We start from the raw sequence: 15,562 nt of genomic DNA, 5'->3' as shown, positions 1-15,562 counted from the left end.
TTAACTGTAATTCAAGCCGTTCACATGCTGATGACCCAGCACATCAAAGCCAGATAACAGCCAATGAAACTGTTGCTCAGATAAACTCAGGCACTCATCAATACTTTTCGTCGGCCACTTAAACTTATCCTGCTCGAGGCGTTTGTACCAAAGTGCAAAGCCGGTGTTATCCCAGTAGAGGATTTTTAATTTATCACGGCCTTTATTACAAAAGACAAACACACTGCCGTCGCTGGCCTGTAAGGATAATTGCTGCTCAACGATAACAGCTAAGCCATTTATCGATTTACGAAAATCCACCGGTGCACGGTGCAGATAAACACACGGAAGCTCACGAAACATCAACATGCTTGTAGGCCTTTTATAATCTCCAGCAGGTATCGTGCAGGCAAGGTGCTGGGGAAAGTCCATAGCCCTGTATGATGCTGAAAATGGATAGTCTGGGCTGAAGCGGTAGGTTGAGTTTGGGTTGTTATAGCAGTCGACGAGGTCACGGTGGCCTTAACAAACGGCGCTATCGGTTGACTGCTTGTTTTAGCCATGTCCGCTTTGCGGGCGTAAAACCCGCTAAGACTAAGCTTATGCACACGACAAAAATTTGAAATCGTTAAGCCGCTAGCGGATTGCTGTTGTATCAAAACAGCCCAATCTTGATGTGAACGTGTAGCCATGTTAACTCCTGATGTCATTATCAGTCGTTAAGATAAAGGCTCGATGAGCGCAGTTGAAGACGTACTTGCCCGGACGCATACCTCTGAACCCCGGGTTCCTCTTTATTAAAAGCAAGCTATCCCTCTTCTAGATTCAAGACCAAATGCCAAACCGACAAATATAAGGCCTTTTTATTTGGGTGAAAGATAGGGCTCTGAACCCCCGGGTTCCTCTTTATTAAAAGCAAGCTATCCCTCTTTTAGATTCAAGACCAAATGCCAAACCGACAAATATAAGGCTTATTTATTGGGGCGCAAGATAGGATTTTGAGCCCAAAGGCTCCTCTTTATGAAAAGCAAGCTATCCATCCTCATTAACAATTTTGAGCTTTACCTGCATTAAGTGAATATTGTGAGCATTGATACCGAAAACGACGACAAGGCACCACAAATTACCAGCGCAGGCTGTTCGCTTAAGTATCCCCTCCAAAAAACACAACACATCCTCATATTTGATTGCTATCAAGTTTCTCAGCTGTGCTGAATTCCGTGGGTTACCGATAAGTCACTAATTCAAAGCTAGTTTTTTGATGTGTCGATTGAGGTTGATGAATTGAGTACATCGAGCAGAGCTGTCGCCAAAGCAATAGAAATGAGCTATGTTACTTGTTCAGATGATGGGCGGCACAGTTTTGTTCTACCGTTTAGGTCTTGGATATAGTGTAAAAAAATGAAGCTCTAATCTCATTTTGTTTTTCGTTTTATTAATATTTTTTTCGCTCATTAACTCAGTGATTTGCTTTGATACTTAATCAAGCTTACCTTATATTAAAGAATATCTGTTCGTTAAAACTGTTTTAGTATTGAAGTTAAAAAACAGTAATAAGTAGACTTTTGTGATTGATTAAAAGGCAAAAAGTTCTTATTTACAAAAGCTGATTAATCCATAACTTTTTATCCCAAACAGTATAAAGGCCATGCACAAGAATACGATAAGCCAAGAGGTTAATGAGTTAGTTTTAGATGCGACTAATGTTGGCGTCTGGGATTGGCGTGTTGAAAATGATGGTCTTGTTTGTAATGAACGTTGGGCTGAGATTATAGGATATACCTTATCGGAGTTAATGCCTGTTGATTACCAAACTTGGCTAGATGTATTGCACCCAGATGATTTGCCTAGGGCAATTAAAAATTATGACTATCATTGTCAAGGCCAAAGCGAACTTTGTGAGTTAGAAGTTCGTATGAAACACAAAAGCGGTCATTATGTTTGGGTATTGTCTACAGGCAAAGCTATTGCATGGGATGTTGAAGGCAAGCCGACACGAATGATTGGCATGCACCAAGAAATAACCTTTCGTAAGCGGCAGGAAGAACTACTTGCAACCACAACCGAGTTATTGAGAGAATCTCAAGAGATAGGCAAGCTAGGTGGCTGGCAACTCAACTTGCATAACGGTGACTTGATTTGGACAGATGAAACTTACCGAATTTATGAAACAACTCCGCAAGAATATATTCCTACCGTTGAAATGGGGGTAAATTATTTATTACCCGATTCCAAAAAATTATTCCAAGAAGCGCTTGATGCTGCGATTCAACTTGGCGAAGAGTACGACTTAGAGCTTGAAACTTATACCACCAAAGGACGAAAGATTGACGTTAGAACTACTTGTCATATCACGTATGTCGATGGTGTTGCTGAAAAATTAAGTGGTATATTTCAAGATATTACCGACGCAAAAAATAATCAACGCAAACTTGAAAAAAGTAATCAGGTATTAAAAGAAGTAAATGAGAAGTTAAAGTTTGCAGCCAATTATGATCCACTAACACATTTGCCAAACAGAAATTTGTTAGCTGATCGAATGCAGCAAGCGCTTATCAAAGCGCAGCGTAATAGCAAACAAATAGCTATAGCCTTCCTAGACTTGGATGGCTTTAAAGAGGTAAATGATGCTTACGGTCATGATATAGGAGATGAGTTTCTTTGCCTTGTTGCAAATAGGTTTAAAACTGCAATACGAGAGGATGATACTCTTGCCAGGTTTGGTGGCGATGAGTTTGTTTTGATTCTTGATGATTTAGACTGTCATCATCAAGCAACCGGTGTTTTTCAAGGTAGTTGGCACTCTTTACTTAAATTTTAAGCTGCATTTCTTGTTTCTGTTTCAGACTTCTTATCTGGGTTCAGTGTGACTTCACCTACAGCGTCACAATTCCTTATACCGTTTGGCCAGCGTTTAGGATTTCTTGACCTCGCTTCCTCTAGCACTATCTTACGCTTAGATAAAATAGTCCTGTCTTGCATCGCATGACGCTCACTCGGTGACACAAAGTTGAGCTTGCTGTGTTTATGCTTAGTATTGTACCAAGTCACAAATACTTCGACCCATTCTCGTGCTTCGGTGATGCTTTTAAAGCCAGAGCTAGGCCATTCTGGCCGATACTTTAATGTTCTAAACAGCGACTCGGAGTAAGGGTTATCGTTACTGACACTCGGGCGGCTTAATGACGCGGTAACGCCTAACTCTTCAAGCTTGGCTTTCATTGTTAACGACTTCATCGGAGCACCATTATCTGAGTGCAATACCAGTGGCTTCTTAAAGCATTGCTCACGCAGCATATTGCGTTGCATTAACTCGGCCGCTAGCTCACCACATTCACGTTCATGGACTTCATAACCCACAACCTTACGGCTATAAATATCCTCAAACATATATAGATAATAAAAGCGTCCTTTGATGACCGAAGCTAAATAAGTGATATCCCAAGACCACACTTTGTTCGGCTCATCTGCAACATAAGCATCTGGTTTACTTCTTTTTGTTATGCTTTGGCTTCGTCCACGTCGATTTAATTGAGCATTGGCTTTTAACACTCGGTAAAAACTCGACTCTGAAGCGATATAGACCCCTTCATCAAGCAGCGTCGGCACGATTTGTGAGGGAGGTAGACTCGCAAACCTTGCCTCATTCGAGGTTGCCAGTATCAGCTTTTCCTCGTCATCACTAAGCTTGTTGGCTGGCTCCTGTCTTACCGCCGAGGGCCTTAAATCAGCTTGTACTTTTCCTGCTCGATACCAGCGCCGATACGTCCGCTTACTTAGCTCTGCTTCAGCGCAAGCCTTGTAAAGACGTGCACCGTGGGCATACGCTTCTTGTATTAAATTCACCAATGTTATGCGCTTAGGCAAAGGCGTTAACTCTCCTCGTTGTCGTCCTCCCAAAGCGCATTGAGCTTTTTTCTAAGCACCAGTAAAGCCGCTGTTTCTGCTAACGCCTTCTCTTTGTAGCGTAGCTCTCGTTGCAGGGATTTGATTTCTGCTTTGTCTGATTTGGCTTGCTGCTTAATCGTTTTGGCTTGAACTTCACTTGTCGTAAAGCCCCCTAAACAATCTTGTTTCCACTGCTGAACTTGTTCTCGAAACAAACCATTTTCTCGGCAATATTGGCTTACTTCAGCTTCAGACATTGGCGCTGTTTCAATGAGAACGGCAAACTTAGCTTCGGCCGACCAATCATTACTGGTCAATTTTTTACCTGGCACTGGGCGACCCTCTTTTTTAGCTTTATCGCGCCAATGATACAGGGTTTGGTAGGCGATCCCTTCACTACGTGCCACTTCCATGACGGTCATATTGTGGGGAGGCAATAACTTCTTTAAAACTGCTTCTTTACGTTCAGATGAATATCGTGCCATTGAGCTCTCATTGACCGCCCCCTCTATTTAATTATTGGATGATTTTAAGGGGTGACAACAATCCTGACACCTGTCTCTTGATCACATCTCCTGTTGTTGCGCTTGCATAAATCGAGCACCTTCTAGCAGTTGGCTCAGTGAAAACCAACCTTTCCATAGAGCTTCCCAACCAACAACACCAGTTTGCTTACTGTCGTGCCATCCGCCTAATTTGGCAAGTGCATAATAAGCCCAATGTAATGAAGGTGTTGTGTTAGGTGCTTTTTTGGTTTCAGTCTTTGACCACAACAACTTCCATTCAAGAAGATTGAAAAATTTGTCGCAACCAATTGATTTTGCATTATCTTTATCGACAACAAGCTCGCGTAACTGGAGAAGTCTCACTGCAATAAATGCTGTTATTACAATGATCTTTTCTAGGTTATTTCGCGTTTGCATGCGAAACGACTCAACTTGAGTGCCCGCTGACTTCCACGCTTTATGGAACTCTTCAACTCGCCATCTTAGTTCATAAAATCTAACTATCCTTAGTGCATCAGAAGCACTATTTATTGGTTCGCCTGTATACAATTTCCACGACAATGGACTTGCTCCACTTGGTGGTTCAATCTCGTTGCAACTTATCACTGTTAAATTCATACCACCAAGTTTCTTGTGTTTTTTAGGCGGATAAATAGTAATGTAAGCATAACGTACGGCTACTTTTGCAATGCGTGCTTTTCGGCCTCCTTTTTGCTTTATCTTAACCGAATATGAAGCTTCACTAGATTGATTTTCAATGTAGGGACTTAGTTTATCGCCGTCTGTATTCACAACCCGCTCATGCTTGGCTCTCACTACAAACCGTTGATTATTTGTTGTTTTATAATCAATATACTCAAACATATCAGATTCTCGATCACAAACGCTTATGATATTATCCATCACATCTGCAAATCGGGTACTCATTTCTTCCGACGAGCGTTGCCATTTATAACTTTCTTTCGTTTCGTACTTGCGGCGTTTTCTGTCGTTAGCAGTACCAAAGTTTTCATCTTTTCTGCACCAACGATGCTGTGCACCCAAGCCAATAGTATGCTCTGTTTCTGCATCGACCATAAGGACAGTGTGCGCTAACATCCCTTTAGAAGAGCTTTGTTTATATGCGCCAGTATGTCCGAGCTCTTTAGTCACATTGTGTCGGTAACACAATGTTGATGTATCTTCTAGCGCAAGGATTGTATTTGACAGTGTTAGTGCAGGTAACAGCGAATTCAAACCGGCGGTAGCGATGTTATCAGCGTCAACTTTATCATTACGAAGAAAGCGATATGCGCCTTCAATAGAGGCCTGTGAGCCAGACGCGTTCACAATAGAACTTCCTATGTTACTCGCCATTTGATGACTTATTTTTATCAGGCGTTTAGTGCGCCGTACATCACCTAATTCAGCATGTTTAAACAAATGACTAGCCCATTCTTCAGTGTCTTTTATCAGCATCATAATTAAATTCAATCGGTGTTTTCGTTATAACTGATCTGATCGACTGATATAAATAAAGTTCAATTGAAGCCTAATTTATTTGTGTATAAGAGTCAGATCCTGACACAGGGGGCAACAGAAATATTACAGCGAATACTTTCTTCAATTACAGAAATATTTATTATTGAAAATAAGCGCCTTTCTATAACTGTGAGTATTGGCGTGACATTTTTCCCACAGGATAATAGTTACCCAGACATACTTATTCGTCATGCTGATCAGGCTATGTATAGGGCTAAAGAGCAGGGAAAGAATTGCATTCATGAATTTGACTTTGAAAATGATGTAGCGATAAAACTCCAGTATCGAGAGTTAGAATACATAAGCAATGGATTTAATAACAATGAGTTTTTGTTATTCTACCAACCCAAAATTAATATGGAAACTAATGATATTATAGGTTTAGAGGCCCTTATTCGTTGGCAACATCCGACAGAAGGTCTTTTGTCACCATTTCGCTTTTTGCCCTACATTGAAGAAGAGCCTCTAGCAATTGAGTTAGGTAAATGGGTAATTGACCAGGCAATAAAGCAGCATAATGAATGGCGACGCTTAGGAATAGTTATACCTATCAGTGTCAATGTCAGTCCATTACAACTTCAGCATGAAGATTTCATTAAACAATTAAATGAAATCTTATTTCTCAACACGAGTTTTCAAGCGGGTCAGCTTGAATTTGAAATTTTAGAATCCAGTATTATTAAAGATACTCAGCACATCGCTGAGGTTATTAGTCAATGTAAACAGTTAGGGATACGTTTTTCGTTAGATGATTTTGGTACGGGGTATTCATCTTTAAGCTATTTGAGAAAGTTAAAGACTGATATTATAAAAATAGATCAATCCTTTGTCATTGACATGTTAGATGATATGGATGATCAAGCCATTGTAAAAAGTGTCATTGAATTATCGAAGACCTTCGGTCGTTCTGTGATAGCAGAGGGGGTTGAAACCCAAGAGCATGGTCGGCAATTACTCAAAATGGGATGTCAATTAGCACAAGGTTTCGGTATAGCAAGGCCAATGCCAGCAAGCTCAATCCCTGAGTGGATTAATTTATGGAATACGTCTCCTCCTTGGATTTGTAAATGAGCTTTATGAGTTAGTCTTTAGTGTGTTGATCTTTGTGTGAAAATCATACGAAAGCTATTTTTCAACAACTGTAACCGTCATCAGCGCTTATAAAGCAGTAGGTTATCGATCTTATGTGTTCACCTAAAGTCATGTACGAGATAATAATATCACCTCTATTTAGGTGGCCAAAATAACTATGCCACTTGTATCTCTACACTAACGCAAGTGGGTATTATTGAGGTCATGGTATAAGGCTTTTATCGCATCTCTTAACCATTTTATTTTTGGATTTTGATTGTTTCGTTTATGCCAAATCATGGTGAAGGGAATCATCAATTTATCTTGTAATGCTTTATCTACCGGAATAGGTAAACACACTAAATCTGTGTGTATATTACGACAGTAGTGCTGACAATATTGTGGGGCAGTGGTAATCATGTTGTGACCAGGCTGCGCTGCCATAAACAAAGATTGTTCGAACGTGGCCATGGTTAATTCAATATTACGGCTTAAGCCCATTTCTATTAACACTTCATCTAATGCCCAGGTGTCTGACTTTTCCCATGTGATGTTAATTTGTGGGTATTTTACAAAAGTATCAATATTCCAATTTTCTTTTAAGGCTGGGTGATCTTTATGTAAATACACTAAGGGGAGGTCGGTAAATAATACTTCGTAATTGATAAAGTAGGGTAAAAGTTTAATCGATTCTTTTGATCTTGGGTGGCTCTCTCGGCCTGTAAAACCAATGTCGACTTCTCCTCGAATGATCGCCTCAATTGAGTCATAGTCCCAGTTATGAACTTTGACTTTAGCATCTGGATACTGCTGAAAAATTTGCTGTGTAAGTTGATTAAACATCGTCAGTAGTAATGGAGATTCCATCGCAAGATTAAAGCGCACACCATTAGGGATCTCATCGCCGCGTTTTGCGAGTATTTGACTGCTGACTTGTAACCAGTCAGCAAGCTCTTGTTCCATACTGATGGCGAGTGACGTTGGGCTAAATCCATGAGGTGTTTTTATAAACAAAGGGTCGTCAAACCATTCTCGTAATTTGCTGAGTGATTTGCTCACCGTTGACGGCGTCACGTTCAGTTTTTTTGCTGTTTTAGTGACGCTTAATTCTTGTAATAACAATTGCAGAGTGATCAGCAAGTTTAGATCAAGGCGTGCTAATGATTTCTTCATTGGAAATACTCGGCAGTGGTGAGGGAATGAATACTATTAAAACAGCGCTGATAAAGCCACCCATTAACAATATTAATATCAGCATATTCAATGCACTTATACCAAGCAAGCCTAATAGCCAAATATACAAAGCTGAACTGCAAATTTGAGCCACTCCGAGCATAGAACTGGCGACACCCGCTCGATAACGATAGGGGCTAAGCGCTTGGCTCATTACCACACCAAACCCAATTGAAAATCCTGCACAGATAAGACTAAGACCAAATAGACTGATAAATTGGCTATCGGCACTGAGTTGAGTCTGCCCGAGGATGATTGCGGCAGACACAAATAATAATTGAGATACCAGCATCAAGCTACGTTGCTTGATATATGACAACGCCAATGGCATAGCAAATGAGGTGAGCATACTAACAAGTGCCGTTAATGCCATCGCAATTGAATACTCGCCGCGACTAAAGCCCATGATATTCATGATCAACATTGGCGATACATTTACAAACGTAAGAATTGCTGTAACGGCAATGGCACTAATGAGTAGTCGGCTTAAAAAGAATCGTTGGTAAAAGGATTCTGTCGCAGTTGTGGGTTGAGTTGTTGATTGAGTGAAGGGGTGGGCTGTCGATGGATCAGTTGTTTCGACTGTTGTTACATTAGCTCGTGATGATTGGCGTGTAGTATTGGTTTCTTTTAAAACAAATACTGACATTAAACACACCACTCCACCCATGGCTGCCATAGTAATAAACAGACTTGGCCATGGAAGGCTAAGCATGATCAAATGACCAATCACCGGGGCGATAACGGGCATGATGCAGGTAATTCCATTGACCATAGATAATACTTTTGCTCTGCGTTTATCGTCCAGCTTGTCACGTAAAATAGCAAACGCGACCACGTAACAACTGCCAGCGCCAATACCTTGAATAAAGCGGACGATTAAAAAAGATTGGCTGTTTTCTACTGTACTGGCCATGAACGAAGCTAATGTAAAAATAATAGCGCCAGTAATTGCTATGGGTCGTCTGCCGATAACGTCTGATAATTTACCGGCAAATACCATCGTTGTGGCCATACCCGCTAAATACACAGAAAAAGCGATATGGAGTTGTGACTCACTTGCACCTAAGTCTTTGGCGATTTGTGGTAAACCAACTAAATAAAGGTCAATTGCAGTGGGATAAAGCAGAACCAGCGCGAAGCTACACAGTATAAATCTAGTCATAAAACCCTCACTTAATGTTGCAAGGATAATAGATTGAAAGGTTTGTAGGTACGAGTTGCCATTTTGACAACAGGTATTTCTATTTACGACATCTTGTTGATTGATTTGAATCTGATGACTTTAAATACATTGATCGAAAAGCTTTAATAAAAAGTGAGCTACGGAGCATCGCTAAGCGTATTGAGTTTGCTGATTTTAGAGCTTTATTCAATCGAGCTCGCGGTTTTTATACGCTCACTCTTTAGATTAGGCCATAAAAAAGGTTTGCTGAAATTATTGAAACGATGCTCCGGTCTTTATTCATCATGGAGTCCGAAAACTGTTGAGCATCAACTATACCATTAATGATAGAAGTTGATTTTTAGTTATCACCTTAAAAATCAAAGTGTCAATTGTCAATTGTCAATTGTCAATTGTCGATAGCCGTTGTCTTTAGTGCTTGTTATTCATGTTTTTAATTTTACTGACTCAATTTTACGCTTCAAATTTTACCGAAAAGTACCAATACACTTAATTACACAAAAGGTCTTAATAATGAGAATAATAAGCCGTCTTTACTTTGGCTTTGCAAGTTTACTGGTCATTATGGTTGGTATAACCTTGTTTGGTTTACTCAAAATAAGTATCGCAGACAATAATTTAACCAAATTGTCAGAGCAGACAGCAGTTGAACAGCGCCAAGCGATTAATTTTAGAGGCAGTGTGCATGATCGAGCCATTTCAATTCGAGATGCCGTATTAGTCAATAATGCTTCACTGTCACAACAGCATCAAAATGACATTAATCGTCTTAAACAGTTTTATCTCACAGCTGCAAAAACACTTAATACTATGTATGCCAACGTGCAGCACAGCAATGAAGAGTTAAGCTTACTGCAAGCGATTAAAGACATTGAAGTGACCACGCTAGCGGCTACTGAAACCTTGTTACAGATGGTTAATTCGAGCCGTAATGATGCTGCGACAGAGCACCTATTAGTGGTAGTTTCACCTTTATATAGCGAATGGCTAAAAAGAATTAATAAGTTAATTGATTATCAAGAAGCGCAGATTCAACAACAAGTTTCAGCAGCGCGTGAGCAAACAACCAGTTTTCAGTCGGTGATGCTCGTTGTAACCGCCATTGCACTATTTATTGGGTGTATGGTGGCGTTAACTTCTGTAAAGCGCTTAAAAAATATTATTGGCGGCGAGCCGGAATATGCTGCCAATGTGATTCAACAAATCGCTTCAGGTGATCTCACGGTAAAATTAACCGTTAATTCTTCTCAGAGTATATTAAGTGCAGTGCAGGATTTAACCATTAACCTGACCGACATAACCCAAAATTCCATGTTGGCCGCAAATAAGTTACTTGCGGCGTCTAAAGATTTATACCAAACGGCAAAGCAAAACGAACACCTCATCAATAATCAAAAATTAGCGACCGATAATGGTGCTGCAGCGATCACCCAGATGTCGAGTACCGTTTCAGAAGTGGCAAACCATACCAGCGAAGCTGCGCTACTATCACAAACGGCCACAAATGAGTTTAATGCTGGTCAGATTGAAGTGACTAAAACACAGACTGATATTGATGCGTTAGCCGTTAAAGTAAGTGAAGCGGCACAGATCATTGATTTACTGTCACAAGACAGTAAAGAAATTGGATCTGTGTTAGATGTGATTCAAGGTATTGCTGAACAAACTAATTTGTTGGCGTTAAATGCGGCCATTGAAGCTGCACGTGCAGGTGAACAAGGCCGAGGTTTTGCCGTTGTTGCTGATGAAGTGCGTAATCTTGCTCAGCGTACACAAGAATCAACAAGACAAATCCAAGCTGTAATTGAAAGCATGCGCGCCAGTTCTGTTAAAGCAGTGACTGTTATGAACGAAGGTCAAGAGCAAGCCAATAGTAGTGTTCAGCAAGCTAAAAACGCTGGAGAATCATTACAGGCTATCAATATATCGGTAATTAAAATAAGTGATATGAATATTCAAATTGCCACAGCCGCAGAGCAACAGTCTGTGGTTGCTGCGGATATAAATCAAAACTTTATTCAAATTACTCATTCAGCATTATTGGCTCAGCAAGAAGCCGGTAAAATTACCGCGGCCAGTTATCAACTTGAAGAGCTTGCTAAAAGCTTAGAGTTAAATGTAAAGCAGTTTAAGACCGAAATATAGTTATTCGTTCTGTGAAAGGGTTACAGATTAACGCTGACAAATCACTCATGTTATTTGTCAGCGTTAATTTAATCAATTTTGAGTTTAGTTAACTTTTGGCTTTATCAATTTTAGGTTCAATCAACTTTTGGCTTTATCAATATGGCTTAAGCACAGGCTGATTTTATTTCTATCTCAACCTTACCAATAACCAAGTACTTTCCACCACAGTCCGCCGACAACACCCCAAATGGTTAAATTGACAACACTCATAATAATGCCCATTACCCACCAGTCTTCCATTGATACGTAACCGGAGCCAAAGATAATCGGTGAGGTGCCAGTGGCATAATGCGTGAGCGACATCATTAAAGATGATGCGCCTGCAAGGAGTAAACCTAGGTATAAAGGTGGGGCACCTAATGCGATACCAGCGGCGAAGAATGCTGCAAACATGGCGGTAATGTGCGTAGTGGTGCTGGCAAAAAAGTAGTGTGCATAAAAGTAAACCACCACCAATATGATCACTGAAATCATCCAGCTGACACCAATTTGGGCGATATTGGTTTCAACCACACCAGAAAACCAATCGACTAATCCCAACTTATTTAAGAACGTTGCCATCATGACTAATGCTGAAAACCACACCACGGTATCCCAAGCGGTTTTTTCTTTAAGCACATCTTCCCAACTCAGTACCCCGCTAATTAACAAAATGGATAAGCCTAAAAATGCGACTGCAGTGGTATCAACCGCAAAATCAGCCCCTAATATCATGGCAGGTACTCCTGCCCATAAGATCAGTAATAGCGAGAACACACTCACCATGATTTTTTCAGCAAAAGTCATAGGGCCCATGTCAGCCAACTTTGACTTAGCGTAAGCTGTTGCGTCTGGCGTGCGCTTTATTTCTGGGGGGTAAACCGCATAGATAACCAGTGGCATCAGCGCAATACAAAGCAAACCTGGCAATAATGCTGCCAGTGCCCATGTGCCCCAAGTAATACTGATATCTGCACCTGTGGCATCAGCAATCAATTTGACTATTAATGGGTTAGGTGCAGTCGCGGTAATGAACATTGCCGAGGTAATGGGGTTGGTATGATAATTCACTAAGGCAAGATAATGGCCTATTTTGCGTGATGTTCCTTCTTCTGGAGACGAGCCCAAACTCGCTGCAATTGACTTCATTATAGGGTGAATAATTCCGCCGCCTCGTGCCGTATTACTGGGTGTGACAGGTGCAATGACCAGCTCTGATAACGCTAACGCATAGCCAATACCAATGGTTTTTCGCCCAAAAAAAGCAATAAAGTAATAGCCAATACGGTTCCCTAAACCTGTTTTAGCTAATCCGCGTGAGATGATAATCGCAATACCAATTAACCAAATCAGTGAGTTTGAAAATCCACTTAAGGCATCCTTAATGGCATCAGCTGGCTTGTCATTGGTTACGCCTGTTAATGCAACGAGTGTAATGGCTAATATGGCAATAGCCCCAATAGGCATCGCTTTACCAATAATTGCGACAATAGTACCAATAAACAAAGCCAATAAATGCCAGGCATTGGCCGACACACCTTCCGGTGAGGGGACGATGAACCAAAGAAATATAATTATCGCAATTGAAATCAGACCTGGAACAATTCGGATGTCGGTAGTTTTCATTGCAGTATCCTTAGGTTTGAGAATACACCTTTAGCAATGACAATAAATGTCGTTATCATTTGGTCAATTGTTAAAGCGGATCGGAGCAGTAACTTGATACTAAGTCTTTGTGATATTTAAATTTGTGAAGTTATTCTCATTGTTGATATGTGTCATATTAGTGTTCCACTCAATTGTTTATTGACTCGCTGGCTGTGTTGATTGACGTGACTAATTGGCTAGAAAAACAATATATGATTACACCGATAATGCTATTTTTATCGAATTTGGCGATTGGAGGGCTTTTTAACCTCATTAACATTGGTATATACAAAACTGCTGGTTATTCATAATTTCTGCGTAGTTTCTACACATTTCATTGTTAAGCTTTATCTTATATTTACACCTATGAGATATGACATGAATTCTTCACCTTTAAGTTTGCTTACTCTTGCCATCACCTTAGCATTAACCTTGGGGTTAACTGGCTGTGGCGGTTCTGAAGACAGCACCGATGTAGCAGATGCAACCAGTTCAACCGATACTTCAACTGATACTGACACTGATACGGGAACAGAAGATTTAGGCAGTGGCATTTTACATACTGCGTACTATGAGTTTGATGATAACAACGTCAATGTGTTGCTCAGTGGCACGAACATTGTTATTGAAACCAATGGTATGCCTAACCATACATCGCCTTATTGGTCTGCTAGTAATGAGCTGCATGTTGAACCTACTGTTACTTCTTACGCATAAATGCCCCCTGGCTACATTGATGACTTTGTGGGGACCTATACGTTAACGGTAGATAACAGCCCATCTAAAGCAACACCAACCTCTGCTACCGGCTTAGGTGCAATTGTATCTAAATTATTTTGACTCTTCGGTTGATAAAATCTTGGCTAGTTGCTTTCGATAAACATTATGCGTAACGCTGCTGCTTTACTCGTTTTTAGGTTTATTTTCTAGCTGACTTAAATGCTGCTTAATAAGCTTTATCATTGCTTGAGCCGCAAATGATAGATGTTTCTGTTTACGCCAAAACAATGATAACTCCCAGCGTAAATCTTCACTGGCTAAGGGGACATTCACAACCGCTTCGACCCGGTATCGTTCAGCAATAATTTTTGGCAGTATCATTACTCCAGAGCCTGCCGCGACTAGTGCAATGCCAAAATCAGCATGACTGACTCGAGTGATATTTTGGGGTTTAAATCCCGCTTTGGCACAAGCTTCAAGCACTAGCTCATATAAGGCGTATTCTGGCTCAAACATCACTTGGGCCAATTGATCAAGCTCACTTAACTGTAACGTTTCTTTACTCGCAAGTTTATGGCCTGCGGGTAATACAACCACCATTGACTCATTGCGAATACGAATACCACAAAACTCATCATCGAAATCAATAATCCCTGTCGCAAGTTCTATTTCATCTTTGTGTAAGGCTGCCGTTTGCTCTATACCGCCGCGCACCAATAATTGCAGCTCAATACTCGGATATTGTTGTCTAAATTGAGCTATCACAGGGGCAAATAACTCTGCACTGCCTAATGGAGCTAGCCCTAATTTTAGTGAACCACCACTTAAATTACGTAAACAATCCAGTTCAGCCATCATCAGTTGACGGGCTTCCATTAACTTTGAGGCATGGCGATAAACTACTTTCCCTGCTTCAGTTAGCCTGATTTGCGAGCCACGCTTTCCGCGTTCTAGCAATATCATATCAAGCTCTTCTTCCAGTAAGCGTATTGCTTTTGAGAGGGCAGGTTGAGTCACAAATGCTGTGTGACATGCTTTAGCGAAACCGCCAGCATTAACAACCTCTATGAAATAGTGCAGTGTTTTAAGATCCATTAACATAACCAGAAGTGATGTAGTCAATCATTAATATTCATTTTTTTTATCAATTAAGCAAGGGTAAACTCCGCATATCAACTAAATAACCATTGTGTGAAATCAAATGTTATCTCTACTGAATACTCATCGCACCTATTTAAAGTGTAAAACAACCTTAGTCATCCAAGTGGGTGGTCTATGTTTTTTTGCATGGTTATGCCAGTGGGCAGCTCTCTGTGTTCATTCGATTATTCCAGGAAGTGTTATAGGGTTAGGTGTTCTATTCATCTTATTGTCTTGCCATTGGGTGCCTGAAAAAATTGTCAACCAAGGTTCAGCATGGTTAATCGGTGACTTGCTATTATTTTTCATTCCTCCTGTTGTCGCTATTACCAAATATCAGTCAATACTCGAAAGCTATGGTGCAGAGTTGATTGTATGTATGTTATTGGCGAGTACGAGTGTGTTATTGGGTACGGCGTTTATTGTCGATAAGCTATTTAAATTTGAACGTCAGCAACGTTTAAACAGCATTACATCTCAGCGCTTACGTGCTGTTTAAAATTGA

The 15,562-nt window shown here is 40.5% G+C and carries 13 protein-coding genes; 5 read left to right on the top strand and 8 right to left on the bottom strand.

Annotated elements, in window-relative coordinates:
• Both tnpB and HNW13_RS14105 read right to left on the bottom strand, forming a co-directional pair.
• Window positions 1-348, bottom strand: coding sequence for an IS66 family insertion sequence element accessory protein TnpB (tnpB, locus tag HNW13_RS14110; RefSeq protein ID WP_208062782.1), 348 nt, complete (start codon window positions 346-348; stop codon window positions 1-3).
• Complete coding sequence (locus HNW13_RS14105) at window positions 342-671, bottom strand: IS66 family insertion sequence element accessory protein TnpB (protein ID WP_192116342.1); 330 nt, start codon at window positions 669-671, stop codon at window positions 342-344. The genes tnpB and HNW13_RS14105 overlap by 7 nt, the downstream gene beginning before the upstream one ends.
• Before the next feature lie 956 nt (window positions 672-1,627).
• Between HNW13_RS14105 and HNW13_RS14100 the strand changes: the two genes are divergently transcribed.
• On the top strand, window positions 1,628-2,800 hold the full coding sequence (locus HNW13_RS14100; RefSeq protein WP_243756288.1) for a sensor domain-containing diguanylate cyclase: 1,173 nt from the start codon (window positions 1,628-1,630) through the stop codon (window positions 2,798-2,800).
• Here HNW13_RS14100 and HNW13_RS14095 read toward each other — a convergent pair.
• Both HNW13_RS14095 and HNW13_RS14090 read right to left on the bottom strand, forming a co-directional pair.
• Window positions 2,797-4,352 (bottom strand): IS3 family transposase gene (locus tag HNW13_RS14095; RefSeq protein ID WP_192114312.1). Its coding sequence is split into 2 segments (ribosomal slippage): window positions 2,797-3,899 and window positions 3,899-4,352, totalling 1,557 coding nucleotides; the frame shifts between segments, so codons are not numbered across the junction. The two genes, HNW13_RS14100 and HNW13_RS14095, sit on opposite strands and share 4 nt — an antisense overlap.
• A gap of 81 nt (window positions 4,353-4,433) precedes the next feature.
• The gene (locus HNW13_RS14090) at window positions 4,434-5,834 is read right to left on the bottom strand and encodes an IS4 family transposase (RefSeq protein ID WP_192114626.1); all 1,401 of its coding nucleotides are present in this window, start codon (window positions 5,832-5,834) and stop codon (window positions 4,434-4,436) included.
• Between the two features lie 63 nt (window positions 5,835-5,897).
• On the opposite strand from HNW13_RS14090, the gene HNW13_RS14085 reads away from it, so the two are divergent.
• Window positions 5,898-6,965, top strand: a complete 1,068-nt coding sequence (locus tag HNW13_RS14085) for a bifunctional diguanylate cyclase/phosphodiesterase (protein ID WP_243756286.1) — start codon at window positions 5,898-5,900, stop codon at window positions 6,963-6,965.
• Between the two features lie 198 nt (window positions 6,966-7,163).
• Here the strand turns inward: HNW13_RS14085 and yidZ are convergent, their stop codons facing one another.
• Both yidZ and HNW13_RS14075 read right to left on the bottom strand, forming a co-directional pair.
• Entirely contained in the window at window positions 7,164-8,138 is a 975-nt protein-coding gene (yidZ, locus tag HNW13_RS14080; RefSeq protein ID WP_192116022.1) for an HTH-type transcriptional regulator YidZ, read from the bottom strand.
• Window positions 8,113-9,363, bottom strand: a complete 1,251-nt coding sequence (locus HNW13_RS14075; protein WP_192116021.1) for an MFS transporter — start codon at window positions 9,361-9,363, stop codon at window positions 8,113-8,115. Before HNW13_RS14075 ends, yidZ begins: the two co-directional genes overlap by 26 nt.
• A 534-nt stretch (window positions 9,364-9,897) precedes the next feature.
• On the opposite strand from HNW13_RS14075, the gene HNW13_RS14070 reads away from it, so the two are divergent.
• A complete protein-coding gene (locus HNW13_RS14070) occupies window positions 9,898-11,529 on the top strand; it encodes a methyl-accepting chemotaxis protein (protein ID WP_101086612.1) in 1,632 nt (543 codons plus the stop codon).
• 180 nt (window positions 11,530-11,709) lie between these two features.
• On the opposite strand, the gene HNW13_RS14065 is transcribed toward HNW13_RS14070, so the two are convergent.
• Complete coding sequence (locus HNW13_RS14065) at window positions 11,710-13,176, bottom strand: DASS family sodium-coupled anion symporter (RefSeq protein ID WP_192116020.1); 1,467 nt, start codon at window positions 13,174-13,176, stop codon at window positions 11,710-11,712.
• Between the two features lie 399 nt (window positions 13,177-13,575).
• On the opposite strand from HNW13_RS14065, the gene HNW13_RS14060 reads away from it, so the two are divergent.
• A complete protein-coding gene (locus HNW13_RS14060; RefSeq protein ID WP_192116019.1) occupies window positions 13,576-13,914 on the top strand; it encodes a hypothetical protein in 339 nt (112 codons plus the stop codon).
• A gap of 186 nt (window positions 13,915-14,100) precedes the next feature.
• Here the strand turns inward: HNW13_RS14060 and HNW13_RS14055 are convergent, their stop codons facing one another.
• Window positions 14,101-15,012 (bottom strand): LysR substrate-binding domain-containing protein, encoded by a 912-nt coding sequence (locus tag HNW13_RS14055; protein ID WP_162023517.1) that lies wholly within the window; start codon window positions 15,010-15,012, stop codon window positions 14,101-14,103.
• A gap of 106 nt (window positions 15,013-15,118) precedes the next feature.
• Between HNW13_RS14055 and HNW13_RS14050 the strand changes: the two genes are divergently transcribed.
• Window positions 15,119-15,556: a CidA/LrgA family protein gene (locus HNW13_RS14050; RefSeq protein ID WP_162023516.1), complete on the top strand. Its 438-nt coding sequence runs from the start codon at window positions 15,119-15,121 to the stop codon at window positions 15,554-15,556.
• Window positions 15,557-15,562 lie beyond the last annotated feature (6 nt).

This window comes from Shewanella sp. BF02_Schw (assembly GCF_014596695.2).
Classification (GTDB): domain Bacteria; phylum Pseudomonadota; class Gammaproteobacteria; order Enterobacterales; family Shewanellaceae; genus Shewanella.
This window is presented reverse-complemented; position numbering and strand designations above follow the sequence as displayed.

Coding starts and splice junctions, on each gene's coding strand:
- HNW13_RS14090 (WP_192114626.1), bottom strand. CDS start 5,834: ATGATGCTGATAAAAGACACTGAAGAATGGGCTAGTCATTTGTTTAAA.
- HNW13_RS14055 (WP_162023517.1), bottom strand. CDS start 15,012: ATGGATCTTAAAACACTGCACTATTTCATAGAGGTTGTTAATGCTGGC.
- HNW13_RS14060 (WP_192116019.1), top strand. CDS start 13,576: ATGAATTCTTCACCTTTAAGTTTGCTTACTCTTGCCATCACCTTAGCA.
- HNW13_RS14105 (WP_192116342.1), bottom strand. CDS start 671: ATGGCTACACGTTCACATCAAGATTGGGCTGTTTTGATACAACAGCAA.
- tnpB (WP_208062782.1), bottom strand. CDS start 348: ATGTTGATGTTTCGTGAGCTTCCGTGTGTTTATCTGCACCGTGCACCG.
- yidZ (WP_192116022.1), bottom strand. CDS start 8,138: ATGAAGAAATCATTAGCACGCCTTGATCTAAACTTGCTGATCACTCTG.
- HNW13_RS14070 (WP_101086612.1), top strand. CDS start 9,898: ATGAGAATAATAAGCCGTCTTTACTTTGGCTTTGCAAGTTTACTGGTC.
- HNW13_RS14065 (WP_192116020.1), bottom strand. CDS start 13,176: ATGAAAACTACCGACATCCGAATTGTTCCAGGTCTGATTTCAATTGCG.
- HNW13_RS14100 (WP_243756288.1), top strand. CDS start 1,628: ATGCACAAGAATACGATAAGCCAAGAGGTTAATGAGTTAGTTTTAGAT.
- HNW13_RS14075 (WP_192116021.1), bottom strand. CDS start 9,363: ATGACTAGATTTATACTGTGTAGCTTCGCGCTGGTTCTGCTTTATCCC.
- HNW13_RS14050 (WP_162023516.1), top strand. CDS start 15,119: ATGTTATCTCTACTGAATACTCATCGCACCTATTTAAAGTGTAAAACA.